At 62.4% G+C, this 21,056-nt stretch carries 15 protein-coding genes; 7 read left to right on the forward strand and 8 right to left on the reverse strand.

Annotation, left to right across the window (positions count from 1 at the left end):
* Positions 1-121 precede the first annotated feature (121 nt).
* Together RGM2987_RS16535 and prmA are read right to left on the reverse strand one after the other, a co-directional pair.
* Positions 122-1,357, reverse strand: a complete 1,236-nt coding sequence (locus tag RGM2987_RS16535) for a DUF3426 domain-containing protein (RefSeq protein ID WP_245143168.1) — start codon at positions 1,355-1,357, stop codon at positions 122-124.
* Positions 1,358-1,387: 30 nt separating this feature from the next.
* Complete coding sequence (prmA, locus tag RGM2987_RS16540) at positions 1,388-2,266, reverse strand: 50S ribosomal protein L11 methyltransferase (RefSeq protein ID WP_245143171.1); 879 nt, start codon at positions 2,264-2,266, stop codon at positions 1,388-1,390.
* A gap of 191 nt (positions 2,267-2,457) precedes the next feature.
* On the opposite strand from prmA, the gene RGM2987_RS16545 reads away from it, so the two are divergent.
* Positions 2,458-6,429, forward strand: a complete 3,972-nt coding sequence (locus RGM2987_RS16545; protein ID WP_245143173.1) for a type III effector 1 — start codon at positions 2,458-2,460, stop codon at positions 6,427-6,429.
* Positions 6,430-6,665: 236 nt separating this feature from the next.
* Here RGM2987_RS16545 and accC read toward each other — a convergent pair whose 3' ends face one another.
* The 6 genes from accC to RGM2987_RS16575 form a co-directional block, all read right to left on the reverse strand.
* Positions 6,666-8,021, reverse strand: a complete 1,356-nt coding sequence (gene accC, locus RGM2987_RS16550; protein WP_245143175.1) for an acetyl-CoA carboxylase biotin carboxylase subunit — start codon at positions 8,019-8,021, stop codon at positions 6,666-6,668.
* Between the two features lie 17 nt (positions 8,022-8,038).
* On the reverse strand, positions 8,039-8,503 hold the full coding sequence (gene accB, locus RGM2987_RS16555; protein ID WP_245143178.1) for an acetyl-CoA carboxylase biotin carboxyl carrier protein: 465 nt from the start codon (positions 8,501-8,503) through the stop codon (positions 8,039-8,041).
* Positions 8,504-8,527: 24 nt separating this feature from the next.
* Positions 8,528-8,983 (reverse strand): type II 3-dehydroquinate dehydratase, encoded by a 456-nt coding sequence (aroQ, locus tag RGM2987_RS16560; protein WP_245143181.1) that lies wholly within the window; start codon positions 8,981-8,983, stop codon positions 8,528-8,530.
* A gap of 641 nt (positions 8,984-9,624) precedes the next feature.
* Positions 9,625-10,077: a hypothetical protein gene (locus RGM2987_RS16565; RefSeq protein WP_245143183.1), complete on the reverse strand. Its 453-nt coding sequence runs from the start codon at positions 10,075-10,077 to the stop codon at positions 9,625-9,627.
* A gap of 252 nt (positions 10,078-10,329) precedes the next feature.
* A complete protein-coding gene (locus tag RGM2987_RS16570) occupies positions 10,330-12,276 on the reverse strand; it encodes a methyl-accepting chemotaxis protein (RefSeq protein WP_245143186.1) in 1,947 nt (648 codons plus the stop codon).
* Between the two features lie 52 nt (positions 12,277-12,328).
* Entirely contained in the window at positions 12,329-13,999 is a 1,671-nt protein-coding gene (locus RGM2987_RS16575) for a PleD family two-component system response regulator (RefSeq protein ID WP_245143188.1), read from the reverse strand.
* A gap of 285 nt (positions 14,000-14,284) precedes the next feature.
* Between RGM2987_RS16575 and RGM2987_RS16580 the strand changes: the two genes are divergently transcribed.
* The 6 genes from RGM2987_RS16580 to RGM2987_RS16605 all read left to right on the forward strand — a co-directional run bounded on the left by RGM2987_RS16580 (position 14,285) and on the right by RGM2987_RS16605 (position 21,056).
* Positions 14,285-15,352 carry a DUF2333 family protein gene (locus RGM2987_RS16580; protein ID WP_245143191.1) on the forward strand — a complete coding sequence of 356 codons (1,068 nt, stop codon included), beginning with the start codon at positions 14,285-14,287 and terminating at the stop codon, positions 15,350-15,352.
* 3 nt (positions 15,353-15,355) lie between these two features.
* The gene (locus RGM2987_RS16585; RefSeq protein WP_245143194.1) at positions 15,356-15,913 is read left to right on the forward strand and encodes an NUDIX hydrolase; all 558 of its coding nucleotides are present in this window, start codon (positions 15,356-15,358) and stop codon (positions 15,911-15,913) included.
* A gap of 168 nt (positions 15,914-16,081) precedes the next feature.
* Positions 16,082-16,453 carry a translation initiation factor Sui1 gene (locus RGM2987_RS16590; RefSeq protein WP_245143196.1) on the forward strand — a complete coding sequence of 124 codons (372 nt, stop codon included), beginning with the start codon at positions 16,082-16,084 and terminating at the stop codon, positions 16,451-16,453.
* A 147-nt stretch (positions 16,454-16,600) separates the two neighbouring features.
* Positions 16,601-18,514 carry an arginine decarboxylase gene (speA, locus tag RGM2987_RS16595; RefSeq protein WP_245143198.1) on the forward strand — a complete coding sequence of 638 codons (1,914 nt, stop codon included), beginning with the start codon at positions 16,601-16,603 and terminating at the stop codon, positions 18,512-18,514.
* Between the two features lie 461 nt (positions 18,515-18,975).
* Positions 18,976-20,268 carry a contractile injection system protein, VgrG/Pvc8 family gene (locus RGM2987_RS16600; RefSeq protein WP_245143200.1) on the forward strand — a complete coding sequence of 431 codons (1,293 nt, stop codon included), beginning with the start codon at positions 18,976-18,978 and terminating at the stop codon, positions 20,266-20,268.
* Positions 20,265-21,056 carry a DUF4123 domain-containing protein gene (locus RGM2987_RS16605; RefSeq protein ID WP_245143203.1) on the forward strand — a complete coding sequence of 264 codons (792 nt, stop codon included), beginning with the start codon at positions 20,265-20,267 and terminating at the stop codon, positions 21,054-21,056. Before RGM2987_RS16600 ends, RGM2987_RS16605 begins: the two co-directional genes overlap by 4 nt.

Genomic DNA, 21,056 nt, shown 5'->3' on the forward strand with positions numbered 1-21,056 from the left:
TCGATGACTGGATAAAGGTCGAATTGGATAAAATCTGAACAGCTATTTTGTTATCGCCAGCGGTTTGGTCCGGCTGGGGCGAGTCAGAAAGTTGCCGCCAATCGATCGGCCCTGGCGGGCTTCACTCGGGGGAATGGAAGCTCAGGCTGTAGTTCACGGCCTTGGGGCCCGGGTCGAGGATATCCAGCGCAATGTGGATCGGGGTCTGGGGCGGCATTTCGCCGCGGCCTTCGAGATCGCCGCCCAGGTATTCCCCTGGCTTGAAGCGACGGCTGGCGATCAGGTGGCCGTTGAGGTCGGCGAAGCGCAGTTCCAGCAGTGGAAACGGCTGGGAGAAGGGCGCCCGGTTGTAGATGATCGCATCCACGACCAACGCCCCGCTGAACTCCGGATGGCTGCGCACCACCAGGTTGCTGCTCTTGATCTTGCTGATCTCGACCTTGGACGGTACGTCGCAACCCAGGGTCGGGCAGATTTGCAGGAACCACGGACGGTATTGGTCCTGGCGGGCCAGCTCTTCAAAATGATAGGCAATGTACTGACCGCCCAGGGCCGCGGCGGCGAGCAGTATCAGCAGGCCCCACAGCAGCCGTCGGCCCCAGGGTGAGCGGCGTTTGCGCCAGTCCAGTTGCAGCGGGTCGTCGTCCAGGTCGTGAAGGGCCTCGGCGCGTATATCCGGCTCCTGCCGTTCCCTTGCCTTGCGCAGCGGCACCGGTGGCTCGGGATCGTGGTGGTCGTCGTCGTGATCGTCGGTAGCGGACAGGCGTTCAAGGTGCTCCTCGGGCTCGTCGTCCGGTGCCAGGCGTAGCGGGACGACCGGTTCGTCGTCCGGCTCCAGCGGCTCGAGGGCCAGGGACAGGGACGGCTCGGTGCGCGGTGGCCGGGCCGGCTCATGGGGCTCGAACGGTTCGACGGGCGTTTGCAGCACGGCTTCGGCGCGCTCGCTGGGGGATTCGCTGTACAGGCTGTCGGGCCAGTCCTGATGCTCGTCCGTCTGCGGCTCGCGTTGCGCGCTCAGGTTGTCTTCGCGGCGCCGGCCGGTATTTCCCGGCGCTCGCGTGTCGCGCCGTTCCAGGCGTGCCAGCTCCTTGTCCAGGTCATCGAGATCCAGCTCGGCGGCCGACCATTGTTTCTGGCTGATCGCCCGGGGTGGCGCTTCGACGGTTGGCTTGGGGGCGGGCGCAACGGGGGCCACGGCCTGATTGGCGGTGCGTTTTTCCAGTAACTGGCGTGCGGCGTTGAACACTTGCAGGCACGAGCCGCAACGAACCACCCCGCGGGCCACGCTCAATTGAGCATGGCTGACGCGAAAACTGGTGTGGCAATGCGGACACTGGGTGACGAAGCTGTCGGTCATGCGGCAATCCGGTTGAGACAGGCGGCCATTCTAGCGCCGACGCCCGGTGATGCGCACCCAGCCATCGCGATTGGCAATCGGGTCCAGGTCAAAGTCCGCGGCATAGGCGGCGGCGACTTCTTCGCCTTGTTCGGCGAGGATGCCCGACAGCGCCAGGCGTCCGCCCGGCTTGACCAGGCTCGACAGCTGTGGGGCCAGGGAGACCAGCGGGCCGGCCAGGATGTTGGCCACCAGCACGTCGGCCCGGACCTGTGGCAGATCCTGCGGCAGGTACAACGGGAACAGCTCCGCGGCGATGTGGTTGCGCCCGGCATTGTCGCGGGACGCTTCCAGGGCCTGGACGTCGATGTCGGTACCGACCGCTTCCTTGGCGCCCAGCAGGAGCGCGGCAATCGCCAGGATCCCCGAGCCACAGCCGAAATCCAGGACGTTGCAATCCTTGAGGTCCTGGCCGTCGAGCCATTCCAGGCATAGCGCGGTGGTCGGGTGCGTGCCGGTGCCGAACGCCAGGCCCGGATCGAGCAGCAGGTTGACGGCGTCCGGCTCCGGTGCGGCGTGCCAGCTCGGTACGATCCACAGGCGCTGGCCGAAGCGCATCGGCTGGAAGTTGTCCATCCAGCTGCGTTCCCAGTCCTGGTCTTCGATCACTTCGCTGTGATGCTCGGGCAGCGGGCTGCCGGTCAATAGCTCAAGGTGGGCGAGCACGCTGGCCGCCTCGGTGCCGCCTTCGAACAGCGCCAGCAGGTGGGTATGGGACCACAGCGGCGTGGTGTTGAGTTCCGGCTCGAAGATCGGCTGGTCTTCGGCGTCCATGAACGTGACCGACACGGCGCCTACTTCAAGAAACGCGTCTTCATAGGTTTCGGCTTGTTCCGGGCTGATGGCCAGACGTACTTGCAGCCAAGGCATGGCGGGCACCTTTGAAAAAATCTACAGGGGGCAGCGCGGGGGCTGCAAAGGCGCGCAGTGTACGCCAGGTCGAGGTCAATGTGGATAAGCGAGTCTCGGCCGGGCGGCCGGGTGTTTCGATATATATATGTATGGCAATGGCATGTCGTGCGGCGAATAAGGTGCGGGTCCAAACCACACGGAGCAATGTGATGGACAACACTGCCGAGCGGCAAAGCAATATGAACGACGGACAACCGGCCCCGTTGGCGCAGGCGTCAACGCCACAGTCGGCCCTGGAAAGACTGGCCCGCTGGCAAGCGCATATCGACCCGCGATTGCAAGCCCAGATGACCGTGCTGCAAATGCTGGAAGAGTACCTCTTGGTCGAGCTGCGCACCCGTTATCTACAGGGCAATATCGACCCGCATTTTATCGATACGCTGATCGAGACGGTGCTACGCCGGTTGATCGACCCGCAATGGGTGTTTGCTGACGAAGAGCAGGACGCGCCTTATCGTTGGCCGGAGGGGCCTGATCGGGGTTTTTCGACTGAGCGCCAGGAGATCATCGTCCAGGTGTTGGAGGGCGCCGCCGCAGGTTTTATCAGGCATTACAAAGACTATTTGCGCCGCTATTGGGCACTGACCGAGCCTGATCCTGACCTCGAGGGGGTCATCAGCCAGCGGCTCGGAGATCACCAGGCGCGGCTCGACAGGCTATTGCTGCCCCAGCAACTGGCAGGGCTTGAGGTCGAGGAGCTGCGGGAACGAATTGAAGCTTTCCAGGATGCCTGGCGTCGGATGGGTTCACTGGCCGCATTGGCATCCCCCCAGGAGCGACAGGACCTGGAGGCAATGACGCGCAAGCAATTGCCCCAATGGTTGCGGTACTTGGATGACGAGCAACTGCGGTTGTTGAAGGCGTATCAGGGCGAGACTGCCCAGGCGCAGGCCCTGCTGGATGGCTTGCTCGACGGCCTCGGTTCATTGCAGGCCTTTGCCCGGCACCAGGGCAAGGCTTACGTCAGGCATGAGCTGGACATGGAAGTGGAACCCGATGCCATACGCGTGCAGTTGCAGTGGCGAGGCGTACTTGACCAGCCACTGCAAACCCACAGCTTGAGCGAGTTGCTGGCGGCCGGGCCGCTGCGCCCGGACGCGGTGTCGGTGTTCCTGGTGGAAAACGGCGCCATGTTGCGCAACCAGCCGCTGTCGGCGGATTTCATCTCCAGGTTGCTGGCGCAGGTCGATGCCCCTGCCGGGTACCTGTCGGCGCTGGTCGAACGCTATGCCCGGGCGGATCTGAAAGACGCCATGCTTGATTGGTTTGCGGCGCGGCTGCGCCAGAGTGCGTTCGTTGCCCGCTGCGCAGGTCATCTGCAGGTCAGCAATCATGATGCGCTCAAGACTCTGTGGGATCCGCAGGCGTCGCCCATCCTGCAGGTGGCCGGCCTGATACTTCCCAACAACCTGCAGTGTGCCGAGTTGCTGCTGTTCTCCCGCCAGGACCTGCAAGGCGATCTGTTGCTGTACGCCCCGGACAAGCCGGACGGCCAGGAGTGGATCGAGCTGCCCTCGCTGCGGGCCGTGAGTGCGCAGCTGGGGGCGTGGGTCGAGGAGGAAGCTGGTCGCGAGTACCTGTTGCAGCAACTGTTCCCCGCCGATCGCCTGCTGGCCCGGGAGTATTTTTCCGGTGTTGCGCAAAAGCCGACTTCATGGGACCTGGGCCAGGATCCCCGCAATGCGGCGACTGACTTACAGGCCTGTCTTGAAAACGCCGTGGCGATGGGCCTGGCCAATAACCTGGCGCAGGTGGAGCGCGAACAATCGCCTCGCTGGTACGTGGCGCTGCCGCTCGAGTCACGACAGATCATCAGCAGCCTGAACCAGGAAATCCGCGTTCATCAGCGCGTTTTCGATGAGCAGATGACCGGCTACGAAGTGTTCATGGATTTTGCCAAGCGCACGGTCGCCCAGGCCATCGCCCCGTACATGCTGGGCAAGGGCGTAACGGAACCGGTCGATCCCGCGACGGTGCTCATCGACTACAAGCCGGGGCTGGCCGGAGGGCCGTCCAGAGTCGCCAACCTGTTGGAGCTGGCGATCCATGGCTACGACGACAATTGGGGAATCGAACACCCGGAAAAAGGCGTGCGCTCATCGGTTGGGCAGGACCTGGGAAATGTCCGCAGTGCCGATCTGGCGACCTACATTCGCCGTGCTTTCCTGGGCGAGCAGTATGCACGGCAGATCCGCGCACAGTTTCTGGATGCCCAGGCACCGGTCTACATGAAGCGTCGCCTTGCCCTGCACAACCTGTTGCTGGCTCGGATGGACCGCGACTTGCGCGTTGCCAGGGCCAGGTCGCAAGTGGATGATCCGGCGTTCTGGTGGCTGACCCGGCAAGTGACGCTGCTGGGCGATGCGTTGCCGGACGATTCTCTATCGGCCAGGGGCAGTGGCTATCCCGAAAAGGTGGTGCAGCGCGAGGGGCTGATCCGGTTTACCGTCGGCGGCCATGTCGTGGCGGGCGTCTACGTGTTCAGCTACTTCGAGCCGAGGGCCTTTTATTGGTTGTACACCCCCGACGCCCCGGACGGCGTCTTGCTGCGCCAATACCAGGATTTTTCCGCGGCCATCGCAGCCCGACTGCACGACTATGTGCTGGGCCGGGTTGCGCTCTCGGCTCGTGCCGCAGTGAAGCGCTCGTTGGCGGCGCTGGCAGCGGCGACCCGTCGTGTCGATACCTTGCGCGAATTCAATCGGGTGAACGATATCCGGACCGAGTTCGATGCCAGCATTGAGCGCGCCATCGTTGATGTGCAGGACATCACTCAAAGTCGGGTCGAGGTGGTACAGAACCAGGTCATCAAGGGCCTGCTCTTCGTGGCCGCGCCTGTGTGCATGGTGTATCCGCCCTTTGCCTTGCTGTTGGATGTTGCCTTTATTGCCGTCACTTCCCGCCAGGCGACTGAGGCCCATGTGCAGGGCGATACGGACCGCGCACTCGGTCATTGGTTGATGGCGTCCTGGGGCGCGTTGTTCGCCGTGTTCGGTGCAGCCGGTATCGCCGGTTTGCTGGGAGGGGCTGTCAGGCGCCTGAAACTTGCCGTGCGGCCCTTGTCATTGTCCGCCCAGCGCTTGAGACAGGGCACCTCGGTGCTGGCGAAGGAAGCGGGCCCGGTGATCCAGCCCCTACGATTCAATCCGAAGCAGGCTGTCAGGAAACCCCCCGAGCATCTGCAATTGGTGACCGAGGAGGGCATTTTCCATGGCACCTACCTCAGCCCTGCCAGCGCCACCCGGCCGCGTGGTGCTTACTACCTGCGCAGTAACGGTAGGTACTATCAGGTCAGTAAAGACCCGCACTTCGGTGGCTTGTGCCTGGTGGATGCCCGGCGCCCCGACGCCTTGTACAAATTGCCTATACGCAGAATGGCCAATGGCAAATGGACGCACAATGTGGTCGGTCTGCCCGGCGGCAATGAGCAGATGCTTAACCTGGGGCGAGTGAGCAACCTGAGGGAAGCGTTTCCCGGGCATGTTTTTCCGGACGTGGCCAGGGGCGCCTTGCAGGGCGAGGCGGTGGTGGCCCGGTTCAGTGAGGCGGTGGCCGACAACTATCTGTTTTCCCTGAACGCGCAGACGTGCGTGATCGCTTCCTTGTACAACCCGAGCACCCGGGTTGGAGCGGTGATCCATTTCGATCACAACATCCGCCCGCTCATCGAGCGCAGCGTCCGGGATGTGACGCAACGCCTGGGAGGAGGGGCCAATGACATTCGCGTTACCCTGGCGGGCGGGGACTGGCTCACGGGGACCGACATCGGCGGGCGGGTCCGCTCGGTGATGAGGCGCCAGGGGCTTGAGCCGGCCTGGGATCATTGGTCGTACTCGTCCTGCTTCGGTAATAGCTATGGTGTCGTACTGGATCTGCGCAGTGGCGTCACTTCCGTGTTCAAGACCTCGCGCGGTCAGGTCGAACGCTACTACATCCCGGTACTGGCGAGGGCGAAGAACAGCACCGACCCGGTGTCGGTGCGGGCGCGTGGGTTCATGACGCGGGTGCGCGGCGAACCACTGGTCGCCGATGCCCATGGAGTCGTCCACACCTCCCATGGCGGGCCAGCGACGGCGGCGCAAATCGAATCGCAAGCACTGCCGACGGTGGTGTTGAGCTGAGCCCGAACGCCAGGCAAAAAAAGACCCCGGCCATGGGTCCGTAATATTGATCATCCAAGGAAATCACCGGACCCGTGGCGAGGGAGCTTGCTCCCGCATGAGTGCGAAGCACTCACAAAACCGGGACTGCTTCGCAGTCCAGCGGGAGCAAGCTCCCTCGCCACAGTGATCCAACAAACCTTGAGTGAACCGTATTGCTACCAACGGCCGGGGTTACTTTTTACATCACTTGGGCATCAAGCCTGGCCAGCCAGCTTGTGTTCCAGGTAATGGATGTTGACGCCGCCTTTGCAGAAGCCTTCGTCGCGGGTCAGGTCGCGGTGCAGCGGAATGTTGGTCTTGATCCCGTCCACCACGATTTCGTCCAGCGCATTGCGCATGCGCGCCATGGCTTCCTCACGGGTTGCCCCGTAGGTGATCAGCTTGCCGATCAACGAATCGTAGTTCGGCGGAACCGCATAACCGCTGTACAGGTGCGAATCGACGCGCACGCCATTGCCGCCCGGGGCATGGAAATGCTTGACCGTGCCTGGGCTTGGCATGAAGGTTTTCGGGTCTTCGGCGTTGATCCGGCATTCCAGCGCGTGACCGCGGATCACAACATCATCCTGAGTAAACGACAGCTTGTTGCCAGCGGCGATGCTGAGCATCTCCTTGACGATGTCGATACCGGTGACCATCTCCGAAACCGGGTGCTCCACTTGAACACGGGTGTTCATTTCGATGAAGTAGAAACGACCGTTTTCGTAGAGGAATTCGAAGGTGCCGGCGCCACGGTAGCCGATGTCGATGCAGGCCTTGACGCAGCGAGCCAGGACTTCCTGGCGAGCCTGCTCGTCGATGCCCGGAGCCGGCGCTTCTTCGAGGACCTTCTGGTGACGACGTTGCAGCGAGCAATCACGGTCGCCCAGGTGAATGGCCTGGCCCTGGCCGTCGGACAGCACCTGGACTTCGACGTGACGTGGGTTGGTCAGGAATTTTTCCAGGTAGACCATCGGGTTGCCGAACGCCGCGCCTGCTTCGGAGCGGGTCAGTTTCGCCGAGGAAATCAGGTCTTCTTCCTTGTGCACTACGCGCATGCCGCGACCACCACCGCCGCCAGCGGCCTTGATGATCACCGGATAACCGACTTCGCGACCAATGCGCAGAGCGGTTTCTTCGTCTTCAGGCAACGGGCCGTCGGAACCCGGAACGGTCGGCACGCCGGCAGCGATCATGGCGTGCTTGGCCGACACCTTGTCGCCCATCAGGCGAATGGTTTCGGCTTTCGGGCCGATGAAGGCAAAACCGGAATTCTCGACCTGTTCGGCGAAGTCGGCGTTTTCCGCCAGGAAGCCATAGCCTGGGTGAATGGCGGTAGCGCCGGTCACTTCGGCGGCGGCGATGATCGCCGGGATGTGCAGGTAGGAATGCGCAGCCGACGCCGGACCGATGCAGACCGATTCGTCTGCCAGGCCCAGGTGCATCAGTTCCTTGTCGGCCTTGGAGTAAACGGCGACGGTCTTGATGCCCATCTCTTTGCAGGCACGCAGGATCCGCAGGGCAATTTCACCGCGGTTGGCGATCAGGACTTTTTCCAGCTTCGCAGTCATCGAAGGCTCTCCGCGGTTCAAACGATGGTGAACAGCGGTTGGTCGTACTCAACCGGCTGGCCGTCTTCGACGAGGATGGACTCGATCACACCGCTGGTTTCAGCTTCGATGTGGTTCATCATCTTCATGGCTTCGACGATGCACAGGGTGTCGCCTTTCTTCACGGTCTGGCCCACTTCAACGAAGGACGGCGAGCTTGGCGAAGACTTGCGATAGAAGGTACCGACCATAGGCGAACGGGCAACGGTGCCGTTGAGCGTTGGCGCGGCGGCAGCGGCTGGAGCAGCGGCGGCAGCGGCAGGTGCGGCTGGAGCCGGTGCGGCGGCCGGAGCCTGCATCGGTGCCGGTGCGTAGAACTGCTGGGCCGGGGTCTTGCTGTGGCGGCTGATGCGTACGGACTCTTCGCCTTCCTTGATCTCGAGCTCGTCGATACCGGACTCTTCCAGCAATTCGATCAGTTTCTTAACTTTACGGATATCCATGAATCATCAACTCCCAAGGGTCGGTCAGGGGCGTATAGCTTGTTGTTCAAGCTGCTCTAGTGCGGCCTCCAAGGCCAGCCGGTAACCGCTGGCGCCAAGGCCGCAGATCACTCCCACCGCTACGTCGGAGAAGTAAGAGTGATGGCGGAAAGGTTCGCGTTTGTGCACGTTGGACAAATGCACTTCGATGAATGGGATGCTCACCGCCAGCAGCGCGTCACGTAATGCGACACTTGTATGTGTAAAAGCTGCGGGATTGATCAAAATGAAGTCCACGCCTTCGCCGCGCGCGGCATGGATGCGGTCGATCAATTCGTACTCGGCGTTGCTTTGCAGATGGAGCAGGTGATGGCCTGCGGCGCGGGCCCGCTGCTCCAGGTCCTGGTTGATCTGGGCCAGGGTCACAGCCCCGTAGACGCCCGGTTCACGGGTGCCAAGCAGGTTCAAGTTGGGTCCATGCAGGACCAATAGGGTCGCCATCTGCTATTCCTTGTTCTCTGTGAGCAGGTGTCAGAACCCGGCGACTATGCCGCAAAGGCTTGATGACTGTCCAGTTCTCGGCAATAGGCGGCACGATGAGCGATGTTTGCGGGAAATTTGTGACCATGGCCCTAAGTTTGGTCACTCAAGCCGCACAGGTTTTCACTGATCAGAAAAATCACAAACAGCCAAGGTCCTCTGTGGGAGCGAGCCTGCTCGCGATGGCGGCCTGATGGCCTGTATGGATTTTGACCATGTACATATCCATTTCTGCGGTAACGGCCACTTATGGTTCCGCCCTGACGGCGGGTCACTTTTGAAAAGGCGCCAAAAGTAACCAAAAGCGCCTTGCCCCACCACTGGGCACCTCGCCAAGGCTCGGTGTCCCCTCACTCCGGCATTGCTCCGTGGGCCCGCCGCGAAGGGCGATCCATGGCCCTGCGCGGCTAACCCGGCATCCATGCCGGGTTGCCCACTACGCAATACCTGCGTTCGGCCCTTGTGGTTAACGGGGCGCCCAAGATCAAAAGCCAAAGCCAAAGCGAGGCGGTCTGAAGGCCGGCCTGGTTGTTTCGGTTGTACCTCGATCCAAATGTGGGAGCAAGCTTGCTCGCGATGTGGCCTCACAGTCGCTCTATCTCTCAACTCCCAGGACTTGATCGCAAGTAAATAGCCACAGGTGTGTACTCGTCGCCATTGGCATGTCGATAAAGGGTATTGCTGTGGTAGTCATAGATTTCTTTATCAACCACCACAGTAACCGTCTCTCCCTGCACATCGACGGTTATGGACTCATCCCGAGTGACGAGGAACGGCGTTGCGGTTTTCAATTCTGAAAGGATGTCGCTGTCGGCAATCAGAGATTGATAGACGTAGTACCGATAACTGAAGGGCACCGTCGCGCCGCCACGGTCGTCCTTGACGCCATAGATAAAGGCGTTGTGAGTCAGGGGAGATCGTAATACCACCTGTGTCAGTTGAGGCGTATTGCGAGAGAAGAAACATAACCAACTGACGTAGGCCAGCGCGAGAACAAGCACTACGCAAATGACCGCGAGAGGGCCGGGCTTACTAGACGTTCCTGAATCTGGCATACCTTATCTCCTCCTTGATCCATCGCTGACCGACTGGATCGCCACCGAGCGGGGCTCGTCCCCGCCGTGTGCCAAATTCCGCCGTGGTTGTATCGGTTGCTCCCATAACGTTTGCGCTCGGGATAAGCAACCTAGCACTTGGATAACCGTTCAAGAGCGCCACGGATTTTTCCCATGCACATCTCAGAGATATCCTTCATCTAGATGTAGGTATTTCCGACAGCTTCAGGCGTTTCAATAAACAACCAATGCTCACACCCGAAACGCCTGCACCGCCGTATGCAACCTGCCACCGAGCACCAGTAGGTTGTCACCCTGTTGCCGGCCCTGGCCGATTCGCAGCAGGTTGTCCCCGCCCAGTTGGTGGATCCGTTCGCTGTGATCGCGGATTTCGCTGACGGCGCCGCTTTGTTGCGCGGTGACGTCGGCGATGCGTACCGCGGTATCGGCGATGGTCTGGATGGCGCCGACGATTTCATCCAGCGCGCCGTCGGCCGCTTGTGCCTGGCTGGCGGTGGCTTCGGCGTGTTCGACCTGGGCGCGCATGCCGTCCACCGATTGGCGGGCGGCCAGTTGCAGGCGGGCGATCAGTGCCTGGATCTCGGCGGTAGCCCCGGCGGTGCGTTGGGCCAGGGAGCGGACTTCCTCGGCCACCACCGCGAAACCCCGGCCCATTTCCCCGGCGCGGGCGGCTTCGATGGCGGCGTTCAGCGCCAGCAGGTTGGTCTGGTCGGCAATCGAGCGGATCACTGTCAGCACGCCGCCGATGGTGGCCGACTCTTCGGCCAGTTGTTCGATCATCTGCGCGTTGCCTTGCACTTCTCCCACCAGTGCATGCAGGCCGGTAAGGCTCAGGCCGATGACTTTCTGCCCTTGCTCCACAGCCTCGCCGGCGCTGCGGCTGGCGTCGGCGGCCTGGCTGGCGTCTCCGGCCACTTGCTGGATGGTCGCCTCCAATTCGCTGAGGGAATCACGGATCAGCGCCGTGTCACTGGCCTGATCCTCGGCGCCACCGTGCAATTCGCCACTGAGGTCGGCCAGGGTCCGGCTGCTGTCGGCGACCTGTTCGGCGTTCACCCGGATGGTGCCCACCAGATCCACCAGATAAGCCCGCAGCCGATTGAGCGAGGCCTGGATGTCCTGCAATTCGCGGTTGCTGGCGCCGACATGAATATCGTCGCTGAAATCACCCTCGGCCCAAGTCGACAGGGCCGGTGCCAGGTGCGTCAGGGTTCGGGCCAGGCGCCGCTGCAAGGTGTCGATCAGCAGCGCGATCAACAGGATCAGGCCAATCATCAGCCCCTGGATCAGTCGGACCTCTCCCTGGATCTGTCCATGCTGGGCTCGTACCGCAGGTTCCATGGCATCGATCGCCTGTTGCACGTCAGCGGTCTTCACGTGCGTGGCGTTGCTCAGCTCGGTGCGTTTCTGGATCAGGTTGCGGGTGCGCGCCAGCTCGGCGGGGTAGCGCCCCAGCAGGCTGTTGAGCTCGCGCTTGAGGGCGATGCCGGCGTCTTCGGCGGCGGCTTTTTCCTCGGTTTGCAGACCCATCAGGGCAGCAAAGTCATCACCGGCGGTTTCGCTGCTGGCCGTAACGCCGAGCAACGGCAGGCCGTCGATGTGTTCGGCCTGGGTGCGGATGCTGGCCAGTTCCCGCTCCGCATCGGCGGCCAGTTCGCTGCGACCGCTGCTGACCAGTTTGTCCCGCGCCAGGGACAACCGGCCCAGGTGCTGCGACGCTTCGAACAACGGCGGCAGGTAGGCCTGGGCGCCGTTGGCGTAGCGGACAAGTTGGTCGAGGCTGGCGCTCAGCTCACGTTCGGCCTGCAACAGCAGGGCCTGTGGGTCACCGGCCAGCTTGCCGGCAGCCAACAGATCGGTCTTGCTGAATTCGTCCAGGTTGGACAGGCTCGGGCGCAGGGTCCTGGCCAGTTCCGGCGGGAATTGATCGAGTTCCTTTTGCAGGGTTTCCAGGGCCTGGGTGGCCGCGCTCAGGCGCAAGGCATCACCATTGCCCAGATACTCCTCGATGTTGCGCGCCACCTCACCCTGGAATTGCCGCGACAGGCCCAGGTAGCGTTCCATCAGCAGGTAAGGGCGTTCCAGGGCGATCTGCGACCACCACAATGTGGCCCCCAGCCCCAGGCACACGGCAACTAAAAGAACGGTATTGAGATTGGTCAGCAGCTTCAGGCGCATCGAGTGTCTACCACGGGCAGAATCGTAAGTGCCTGAATTTATTGCGCTAGGGTTACAGGTTTATGACCGAATCGGTCGATTCCGATGAAAAGGTGGCACTTTGCTTTGATTGCCGTGCGCTCTGCACCCGATTGCGTCCTGCATGCTTGGCGCGGTACAGCGCTTCGTCCGCCTGGCTGGCCATCATCAGACTGTCGCTGTCTTCGCTCATTTCCACCACGCCAGCGCTGAAGGTGCACCACAAGTCATGGGGCTGGGCCGGATAGTGGATCTCGGCAAAGCGCTGGCGGATTTCATCCAGCACCTTGCAGGCGGCATCGATGTCGGTGTCGGGCATGACGATGGCGAACTCCTCGCCGCCGTAACGACCGATGAAATCGGTCTTGCGCAGGCGCTGCTTGAGAAACAGCGCCAGGCTCTTGATCACCCGGTCGCCCATGGGGTGACCGTGGCTGTCATTGACCCGTTTGAAATGATCGATGTCGAGCATGGCAAAGCTCAGCGGCTTGCCCTCGCGGCGCGCACGGAAGCTGCAATCTTCCAGCAGTTGCAGAATATGCGTGTGGTTGTACAGCCCGGTGAGGCTGTCGCGCACCATTCGGGCCTTGAGGTTGCGGGCCCGGGCCGCGCGGTTGCGCACGGTGGTGATCAGGTGCCGGGGCTTGATCGGTTTGGTCAGGAAGTCATCGCCGCCTTCGCTCATGGCGTCGAGCTGTTTGTCCAGGTCGTCTTCGGCGGACAGGTAAATGATCGGCACGCTGACGTAGCGGTCATTGTGGCGAATCACCTTGGCCAATTCCGTGCCGGTGCAGGCCGGCATGTACATGTCGAGAATGATCAGGTCCGGCTGGAAATCCGCCAGCTCGGCCATGGCCTGGATCGGCTCGATCAGCGTGCGCGTGACGATGCCGGCGCTGTTGAGCAGACGTTCGGTGTGCAAGGCCTGGGCGCGGGAGTCGTCGATGATCAGCACTTTGTAAGGTTCGTACTGGGCAACGCAGGTCAGCACTTCGATCTTTTCCAGCAGGCTCGAGGCTTCGAGGGTGCCGGTGAGGAATTCCTGGCCGCCGGCGCGCACAGCCGCCAGGCGCGTCGGCGTGTCGGTTTCCAGCAGGCTGAAAAACAGCAATGGCAGCGGTTGCTCCAGGCCTTCCTGGGCTTCGGCCGCCAGTTTCAGGCCCGCACCGGGGCCGCTGAAGTCCACGTCCATGACAATCGCTGCAGGCAAACGCTCGAGCATCGAAGCACGGAAGGCCGCGACACTGTTCAATGCCTGGGCACTGAGGCCGAAAAATTCCAACTGTTTGGCCAGGCGTTCGGCGCGGTCGTGGTCTTGCAGCATCACGTAGATGGGTTTGCGCAGCGGTGGCAGGAACGTCTGTTCGAGCTGGTCGCCGTGGCGCAGGCCGGTGCGGGACAGACGCTGCATCAGGCGATTGATTTCGGTGATCAGATGGCTGCTCAAACGTCCGCGATTGGCGTCCACCGCCTGCAACGACTGGCTGATGCCCTGGGCAAGCTGCGAATGCTCCGGCTGTTCAAAGCGCTCGGCAAAACGCAGCAGGCGCAAATTGGCTTCGCTGAGTTCCGACAGGTCGGTGCTTGACCACTCGCTGCGTTGCAGGCGCTGCCAGATCTCCAGGATCTGACGAGCCTGATGAATTACCCGCTGGGCAAAGTGGTGCTTGAGGCGCTCACGGCTGGGGTCTTCTGGCTCGGTCATATCCTGACTACTAGTTAGGGTGCATGCTGAGATCGACTGGTGGCTCTATGCTAGCACCTCTTTTCATTCCCATGAGTGTCATACGTCAATAATCTGCCCCGGCGTGAAATTCAGTTTGTGACTCGCCAGTCTCATAGGCCGATGGCCACGCTTCCTTTATAGTGGCTGCTCGATTCCCCTGTCGCGACCGGCATGATGGGCGCCGCATTATCGTGCGCCAGGGCAGGCACGATGACGTAGGGTTGTGGTCGAACCGTGAACTCAAGTGATTGAAGGGACATCACCATGCTGGACTGGAAAAACCGCGCGGGCAGCGCGCCCGAACGTGCCGCCGAACCGAAATCGGACACCCGTAGCTACCTGGGTGGGCTGTTTTTCAGCCGTGCACTGGCCACGCTGATCGGTCTGTACCTGCTAGTCACTATCGCCATCGGCTGGTACTGGAGCCAGGAACCCGCGCTGTTCCCGGTGCAGCAGACGGCCCAGGCCGCCGCCGAAAAGGATGGCCGGCAAATGGTGGTGGGCTACACCACCGTCGAAACCCTCAAGAACGTGGCCGGAACCCTGCTGACCAAGCCGGGCGGCTATATCTCCAACGACCGTTTCCCGCCGGGCCTGTGGATGGACAACATGCCGAGCTGGGAATACGGCGTACTGGTGCAGGTCCGCGACCTGAGCCGGGCCTTGCGCAAGGATTTTGCCCGCTCCCAGTCCCAGTCCGCCGAGGACGCCGACCTGGCCAAGGCCGAGCCACGCTTCAACTTCGATAACCGCAGTTGGGTGCTGCCCTCCAGTGAGTCGGAGTACCAGGAAGGCATCAATTCCCTGAGCCGCTACCAGGCCCGCCTGTCTGACCCGAGCCAGAAGAGCGCGCTGTTCTACGCCCGCGCCGACAACCTGAACAACTGGCTGGGCGATGTCGGCACGCGCCTGGGGTCGCTGTCCCAGCGCCTGTCGGCCAGCGTCGGCCGGGTCAAGCTCAACACCGCGCTGAAAACCGAAGTCCCGGCGCCGGGCCAGGTGCCGCAGGTGGATGAAGAGGTGGTCGAGACCCCGTGGTTGCAGATCGATAACGTGTTCTATGAAGCTCGCGGCCAGGCCTGGGCGCTGTCGCACCTGCTGCGTGCCATCGAAGTGGACTTCGCCGATGTGCTGGCGAAAAAGAATGCCACGGTCAGCGTGCGGCAGATCATTCGTGAACTGGAAGCCTCCCAAGAGCCGGTCTGGAGCCCGATGATCCTCAACGGCAGCGGCTTCGGTGTCCTGGCGAACCACTCGCTGGTCATGGCCAACTACATTTCCCGGGCCAACGCGGCGGTCATCGACTTGCGGCAGTTGCTCAACCAGGGCTGATCGATGAATGACAGCAGCCGGGAGGTCGCTCACCGAGCGGCCTCGGATGCCGAGCTGATCGCTTGGGTCGATGAGCACGACAACCTGCTCGGCAGCCTGGTGCGTTCGGACCTGCGTGAACGCGGGCTGATCGGTCGCGGCACCTACATCATGCTGTTCAATTCGGCCGGTGAGCTGTGTGTTCATCGGCGCACCCTGAGCAAGGCCATCTATCCGGGTTTCTGGGACGTGGCGGCGGGCGGCATGGTCCAGGCGAGCGAGACCTACGCCGAGTCGGCCGCCCGTGAGCTGGCGGAAGAATTGGGCGTGAGCGGCGTTGAGCTGACGGCCCACGACCATTTCTACTTCGAAGATCCCGGCAGCCGCCTGTGGTGCTCGGCCTTCTCGGCGGTGTGGGACGGTCCGCTGATCCTGCAACCTGAAGAAGTGCTCGAAGCGCGCTTCTTGCCCATCGAACAAGTGCTCGACGAAATCCAGCGCAAGCCCTACTGCCCGGACTCCCTGGCGGCGCTCGAGCGCTATTTGCGGGCCCATGGCGAAAGCGTCGCAAAGAAGCTGTAAATTGGCGCCGATAGGCCCTTAGCAAGTCGGCTTTTTGCCGTTACACTGCGCGACTTTTCAAGCTGAACCGCGTCTGCGGTCCAGTAGCGCTGCCCCTGCCTGAGTGGGGCTTCGCGGTCGGGGCAGGTTGCCCTTCGACCAGTCTTTGTCCTCCCGAGAGGATTGCCGGTGGCCAAAAAAGCCGCATCCTTCGCCGCCCTGGGCGGCCTGGTATTTTCTACCGACGCCGGTCGTCATTGCCCTGATTGCCGTCAACCGGTGGATGCCTGCATCTGCAAACAGACCGTCATCCCGCAAGGTGATGGCATTGCCCGCGTGCGCCGTGAAAGCAAAGGCCGTGGCGGCAAGACGGTGACCACGATCACCGGCGTGCCGCTGGCCGAAGACGCGCTCAAGGAACTGGCGACCACGTTGAAGAAACGCTGTGGCACCGGTGGTGCCTTGAAAGACGGCATCATCGAGATCCAGGGCGATCACGTCGAGCTGTTGCTGGCGGAACTGGCCAAGCACGGCTTCAAGGCAAAGAAATCCGGCGGCTAGCGGCCGCTGCCTGTTCTGAACGGGTTTCTAAACTCATCGCTGGCAGCAGGGTCTACCCTGCTGACAGACAATTCGTCATTTTCACTCTCTAGACTGCCCCAGCCTCCGACCGGATGGTGCATTTTGACTTCTTTATAGGGGACTTCGATGTCCGTACGACGCACACGCAAAGACGATGGCAGCCAATGGACAGTTGCGGACAGCCGCAGTGTTTACGGGATTCGCCATTGGGGGGCCGGTTATTTCGCGATCAATGAAGCCGGTCGCGTCGAAGTCCGTCCGAACGGTCCCGACAGTTCGCCCATCGACCTGTTCGAGCAGGTCGACCAGTTGCGCCAGAGCGGCTTGTCGCTGCCTTTGCTGGTGCGTTTTCCCGACATCCTGCAAGACCGCGTGCGCCAGCTCACCGGTGCGTTCGACAGCAACATCGCGCGCCTGGAATACCAGAGCCAATACACCGCGCTCTACCCGATCAAGGTCAACCAGCAGGAAGCGGTGATCGAGAACATCATCGCCACGCAGAACGTTTCCATTGGCCTGGAAGCCGGTTCCAAGCCGGAGCTGCTGGCCGTGCTGGCCCTGGCACCGAAAGGCGGGACCATTGTCTGCAACGGCTACAAGGACCGCGAGTTCATCCGCCTGGCGCTGATGGGCCAGAAGCTGGGCCATAACGTATTCATCGTCATCGAGAAAGAGTCCGAAGTCGGCCTGGTGATCGAAGAAGCCACTTCGCTCAAGGTCAAGCCGCAGGTGGGTCTGCGGGTGCGCCTGTCGTCCCTGGCGTCGAGCAAGTGGGCCGATACCGGTGGCGAGAAGTCCAAGTTCGGCTTGTCGGCCGCGCAACTGCTGTCGGTGGTCGAGCGCTTCCGCGCCGCGGGCCTGGACCAGGGCATCCGCCTGCTGCACTTTCACATGGGCTCGCAAATCGCCAACCTGGCGGACTACCAGCACGGCTTCAAGGAAGCGATCCGTTACTACGGCGAGCTGCGCAACCTTGGCCTGCCGGTGGATCACATCGACGTCGGCGGCGGCCTGGGGGTGGACTACGACGGCACACACTCGCGCAACGCCAGCTCGATCAACTACGACATGGACGACTACGCCGGTGTCGTGGTCGGCATGCTCAAGGAATTCTGCGATGCCCAGGGCCTGCCGCATCCGCACATCTTCTCGGAAAGCGGCCGGTCGCTGACGGCTCACCACGCGATGCTGGTGGTGCAGGTGACCGACGTCGAGAAACACAACGACGACGTGCCGGTGATCGACAACCAGCAGGAGCTGCCGGAGACCGTGCAGTGGCTGGTTGACCTGCTGGGCCCGACCGACATCGAGATGGTCACCGAGACCTACTGGCGCGCCACCCATTACATGAGCGACGTGGCTGCCCAGTACGCCGACGGCAAGCTGACCCTGGCGGAAAAAGCCCTGGCCGAGCAGTGCTACTTCGCGGTGTGCCGCCGCCTGCACAACTCGCTGAAGGCCCGCCAGCGTTCCCATCGCCAGGTGCTGGACGAACTCAACGACAAGCTCGCCGACAAGTACATCTGCAACTTCTCGGTGTTCCAGAGCCTGCCGGACACCTGGGCCATCGGCCAGGTGCTGCCGATCCTGCCGCTGCATCGTCTCGACGAGGAGCCGCTGCGTCGCGCCGTGCTGCAAGACCTGACCTGTGACTCCGACGGCAAGATCAAGCAGTACGTCGATGAGCAGAGCATCGAGACCAGCCTGCCGGTGCATGCCCTCAACCCTGGCGAAGACTACCTGCTGGGTATTTTCCTGGTGGGCGCCTACCAGGAAATCCTCGGCGACATGCACAACCTGTTCGGTGACACCGACTCGGTGAACATTTACCAGAACGCCGACGGCAGCGTGTACCACGCCGGTATCGAGACCCACGACACCATCGAAGACATGCTGCGCTACGTGCACCTGTCGCCGGAGGAACTGATGACTCACTACCGCGACAAGTGCGCCAGCGCCCGCATCAGCGCCGCCGAACGCACCCAGTTCCTGGATGCCTTGCGCCTGGGGTTGACGCGTTCTTCGTATCTGTCTTCCTGAGGATGCAGCAACCCTCTATGCCAGGGGGTGTTCGCTTGAGGCTGGCGAGATTCATTGTGGCGAGGGAGCTTGCTCCCGCTCGGCGGCGCAGCCGTCGTAAAACCGGCTGGCGCGGTCTGCTGGGAGATAGCGTCAGCGCTTTTTTGGGACTGCTTCGCCCGAGGCGTCGGACCGTCCCAGCGGGAGCAAGCTCCCTCGCCACAGGTCCGTATCTGCCCGCTGTTCAGCAGGAATCAGCAATGCCCTCCGATCTGTCAGAAACGATCCCACACGTTGCGGGATTTTTCGGATAGACCCGGAGGGCATTCTTATTTGTGCTGCTGATACTTCCGCGCTCCAGTGTTTTTAAGCAGTGCTGTCCTAATTTCGTGTAGTCCCTTTCCGAACTTGTACTTCGGCTCTCTACTCCGCCCTGGCTCTCGGCGAGAATCCTCGACCGCCCCTCCTGTAGAGAAACGCCGATGTCCGATCCAGCCCGCGAGTCATCATTCCGACTGGAGATTGCCGGTCTGCCTGAGCCCTTCGTCGTCGTGGCCTTCAGCGGCAGCGAAGCCATCAGCGAGCCCTTCGTCTACGAAGCGCAGGTGTTGCTCCACGATGCGACCCTGGACCTGGCGAGCCTGTTGTACCGCAGTGTCTGGTTGAGTTTCGGAAGCGCGGGCCAGGGCATCCACGGCCAACTTCACCAGTTGGTCCAGCCCCGCCAGGGTGGTGCCTGCCAGGTGCGCATCGGGCCGAAACTGGCTTGTCTGGCGCAGCGCTTCAGCCAGCGGGTGTTCAGTGGTCGTTCGGTGCCGCAGATCATCCGCCAGGTACTCAAGGGCCATGGCATCAGCGGACGCAGCCTGTGCCTGGACTTGAGTGGCGATTATCCCTTGCGGGACATCTGCACCCAGTACCGGGAATCGGATCTGCAGTTTCTCCAGCGCGTTTGCGCCGAGGCGGGCATCCATTTTCATGTCGAACACGCCCGGGAAGGGCATTGCCTGGTTTTCGCTGACCATCGCGCAAGCTTTCCCTGTGTCGGCGACGTGAGCTATGGCGACGACAGCAACACCCCCGGGGTGCGGACCTTCAGCGTGCAAACCGATACGACATCGGCGCTGTCCGCCCAGGGGCGCAGCGATGTGCCGGGCCTGCACTGCGGTCAGGTGCTGAGGCTCAAGGGCCATCCTTTTACTGGCTGGAACCAGCGTTGGCTGTTGACCAAGGTCGAGCATCGTGCCCAGGCGGGCATTTATGGCAACCATTTCCAGGCCATTGAATGGGGTGTTCCGTTCGTGGCCGAGCGGGTGCCTGCGAAGCCGAGGATGATGAGCCGGCAGCGCGGCTGGGTAGTTGAGGTGGACGAGCCGGCGGTGCAGGACACGGGGCGAGTGGCGGTGCAATTCGACTGGGCCTATCAGGGAAAGGGCGCGAGTCCCGGCCACTGTTGGCTGCCGTTGGCACCGGACCTGGCCGCCGAGGCGGTGGGGCGGATGCTCGACGGCACCGAGGTGTTGGTGAGTTTTATCGAAGGCGATCCGGATCGTCCGTTGGTCAGCGCGCTTCTCGACTCGGGCCGGCTGGATGAATCCGCCGCTGGCACGATGTCCGCCGATCCGCTGCCATCGGCGGTCGACCCGAAGCTGTTGACTGCCATTCGCAGCGCCGAGCCGCTGGTGTTGCTGTGCCTGTTGCCCGGCGGCGGCTGTTTCAGCCCGTGTGCCCAGCCACTGTGTACGTGCCGCATGCTCACGCGAGTGGCTCCATGAGTGCTGCCGCCATATCGGGGGCGACGCCTCAGTGGCTGCTGCTCGACCTACCTGGCGCCCCCGCGGCTGCACGGCTGCTGCAAGAGCAATTCGCCGAGGCCCGGCGCTTTGCCTTGTTCGAAAGCACCGAGTTGCATGGGCTCAGGGAGCATGGCCCGCTGTTGGTGGATTTGCGCCAGTCGCCGGCGCTGCTCAGTCTCTGCCATCTGGACCCACGTTCTTGGCCTGGCCTGTTGTTGATCAGCCCGGCGCCTGCCAGACAACTGCTGGTGCATCTGCGGCGCATGCTGACGGTGACGCTGGGCCTGCATCACAAAGCGCTGCTGAACTACTACAACCCGCACACCGCCAGCTATTTCTTCGACGGCTGCGACCCGCAGGCGCTTAGCTGCTGGTTGGGGCCGATCCGCCTGGTGCGTTGGTTTGGCGGCACCTGGGCCGATCGGGCGATCGGCAGCCAGGGCTGGCAGCAACTGTCCAATCCGGGATTGCCGGGGGCCGCGTTGGAAAATGAACACAGCCTCAGCGCCCGCCAGCAGAGCCAACTGCAGTTGTGCCTGCTGGAGCGGCATGCCTGGCAGTGGTCCCGCTCCACCGGGCGGGACTATCGTCGGCTCTGGGACGACATGCAGCAGGGCTTGGCGCTGGGGTTTACCGAGCGGCCGGTGCTCGACGACTGGCTGTGGCTGCGTCTGCAATACCCTGATGCGCAGCCGGGGCCGGTGGACGGTTCGCAACGCGAGCGCCTGGATCAACTGCGCCGATATTGGCAGGGCGGCCAGGGTTGA

Source organism: Pseudomonas sp. RGM2987 (assembly GCF_022952855.1).
In the GTDB taxonomy this organism is placed as follows: domain Bacteria; phylum Pseudomonadota; class Gammaproteobacteria; order Pseudomonadales; family Pseudomonadaceae; genus Aquipseudomonas.

Bases quoted from the DNA above. Each gene is read 5' to 3' on its own strand.
- accB (WP_245143178.1), bottom strand. From the start codon at position 8,503: ATGGATATCCGTAAAGTTAAGAAACTGATCGAATTGCTGGAAGAGTCC.
- accC (WP_245143175.1), bottom strand. From the start codon at position 8,021: ATGACTGCGAAGCTGGAAAAAGTCCTGATCGCCAACCGCGGTGAAATT.
- RGM2987_RS16585 (WP_245143194.1), top strand. From the start codon at position 15,356: ATGAATGACAGCAGCCGGGAGGTCGCTCACCGAGCGGCCTCGGATGCC.
- aroQ (WP_245143181.1), bottom strand. From the start codon at position 8,983: ATGGCGACCCTATTGGTCCTGCATGGACCCAACTTGAACCTGCTTGGC.
- prmA (WP_245143171.1), bottom strand. From the start codon at position 2,266: ATGCCTTGGCTGCAAGTACGTCTGGCCATCAGCCCGGAACAAGCCGAA.
- RGM2987_RS16565 (WP_245143183.1), bottom strand. From the start codon at position 10,077: ATGCCAGATTCAGGAACGTCTAGTAAGCCCGGCCCTCTCGCGGTCATT.
- RGM2987_RS16605 (WP_245143203.1), top strand. From the start codon at position 20,265: ATGAGTGCTGCCGCCATATCGGGGGCGACGCCTCAGTGGCTGCTGCTC.
- RGM2987_RS16580 (WP_245143191.1), top strand. From the start codon at position 14,285: ATGCTGGACTGGAAAAACCGCGCGGGCAGCGCGCCCGAACGTGCCGCC.
- RGM2987_RS16600 (WP_245143200.1), top strand. From the start codon at position 18,976: ATGTCCGATCCAGCCCGCGAGTCATCATTCCGACTGGAGATTGCCGGT.
- speA (WP_245143198.1), top strand. From the start codon at position 16,601: ATGTCCGTACGACGCACACGCAAAGACGATGGCAGCCAATGGACAGTT.
- RGM2987_RS16545 (WP_245143173.1), top strand. From the start codon at position 2,458: ATGGACAACACTGCCGAGCGGCAAAGCAATATGAACGACGGACAACCG.
- RGM2987_RS16535 (WP_245143168.1), bottom strand. From the start codon at position 1,357: ATGACCGACAGCTTCGTCACCCAGTGTCCGCATTGCCACACCAGTTTT.
- RGM2987_RS16575 (WP_245143188.1), bottom strand. From the start codon at position 13,999: ATGACCGAGCCAGAAGACCCCAGCCGTGAGCGCCTCAAGCACCACTTT.
- RGM2987_RS16570 (WP_245143186.1), bottom strand. From the start codon at position 12,276: ATGCGCCTGAAGCTGCTGACCAATCTCAATACCGTTCTTTTAGTTGCC.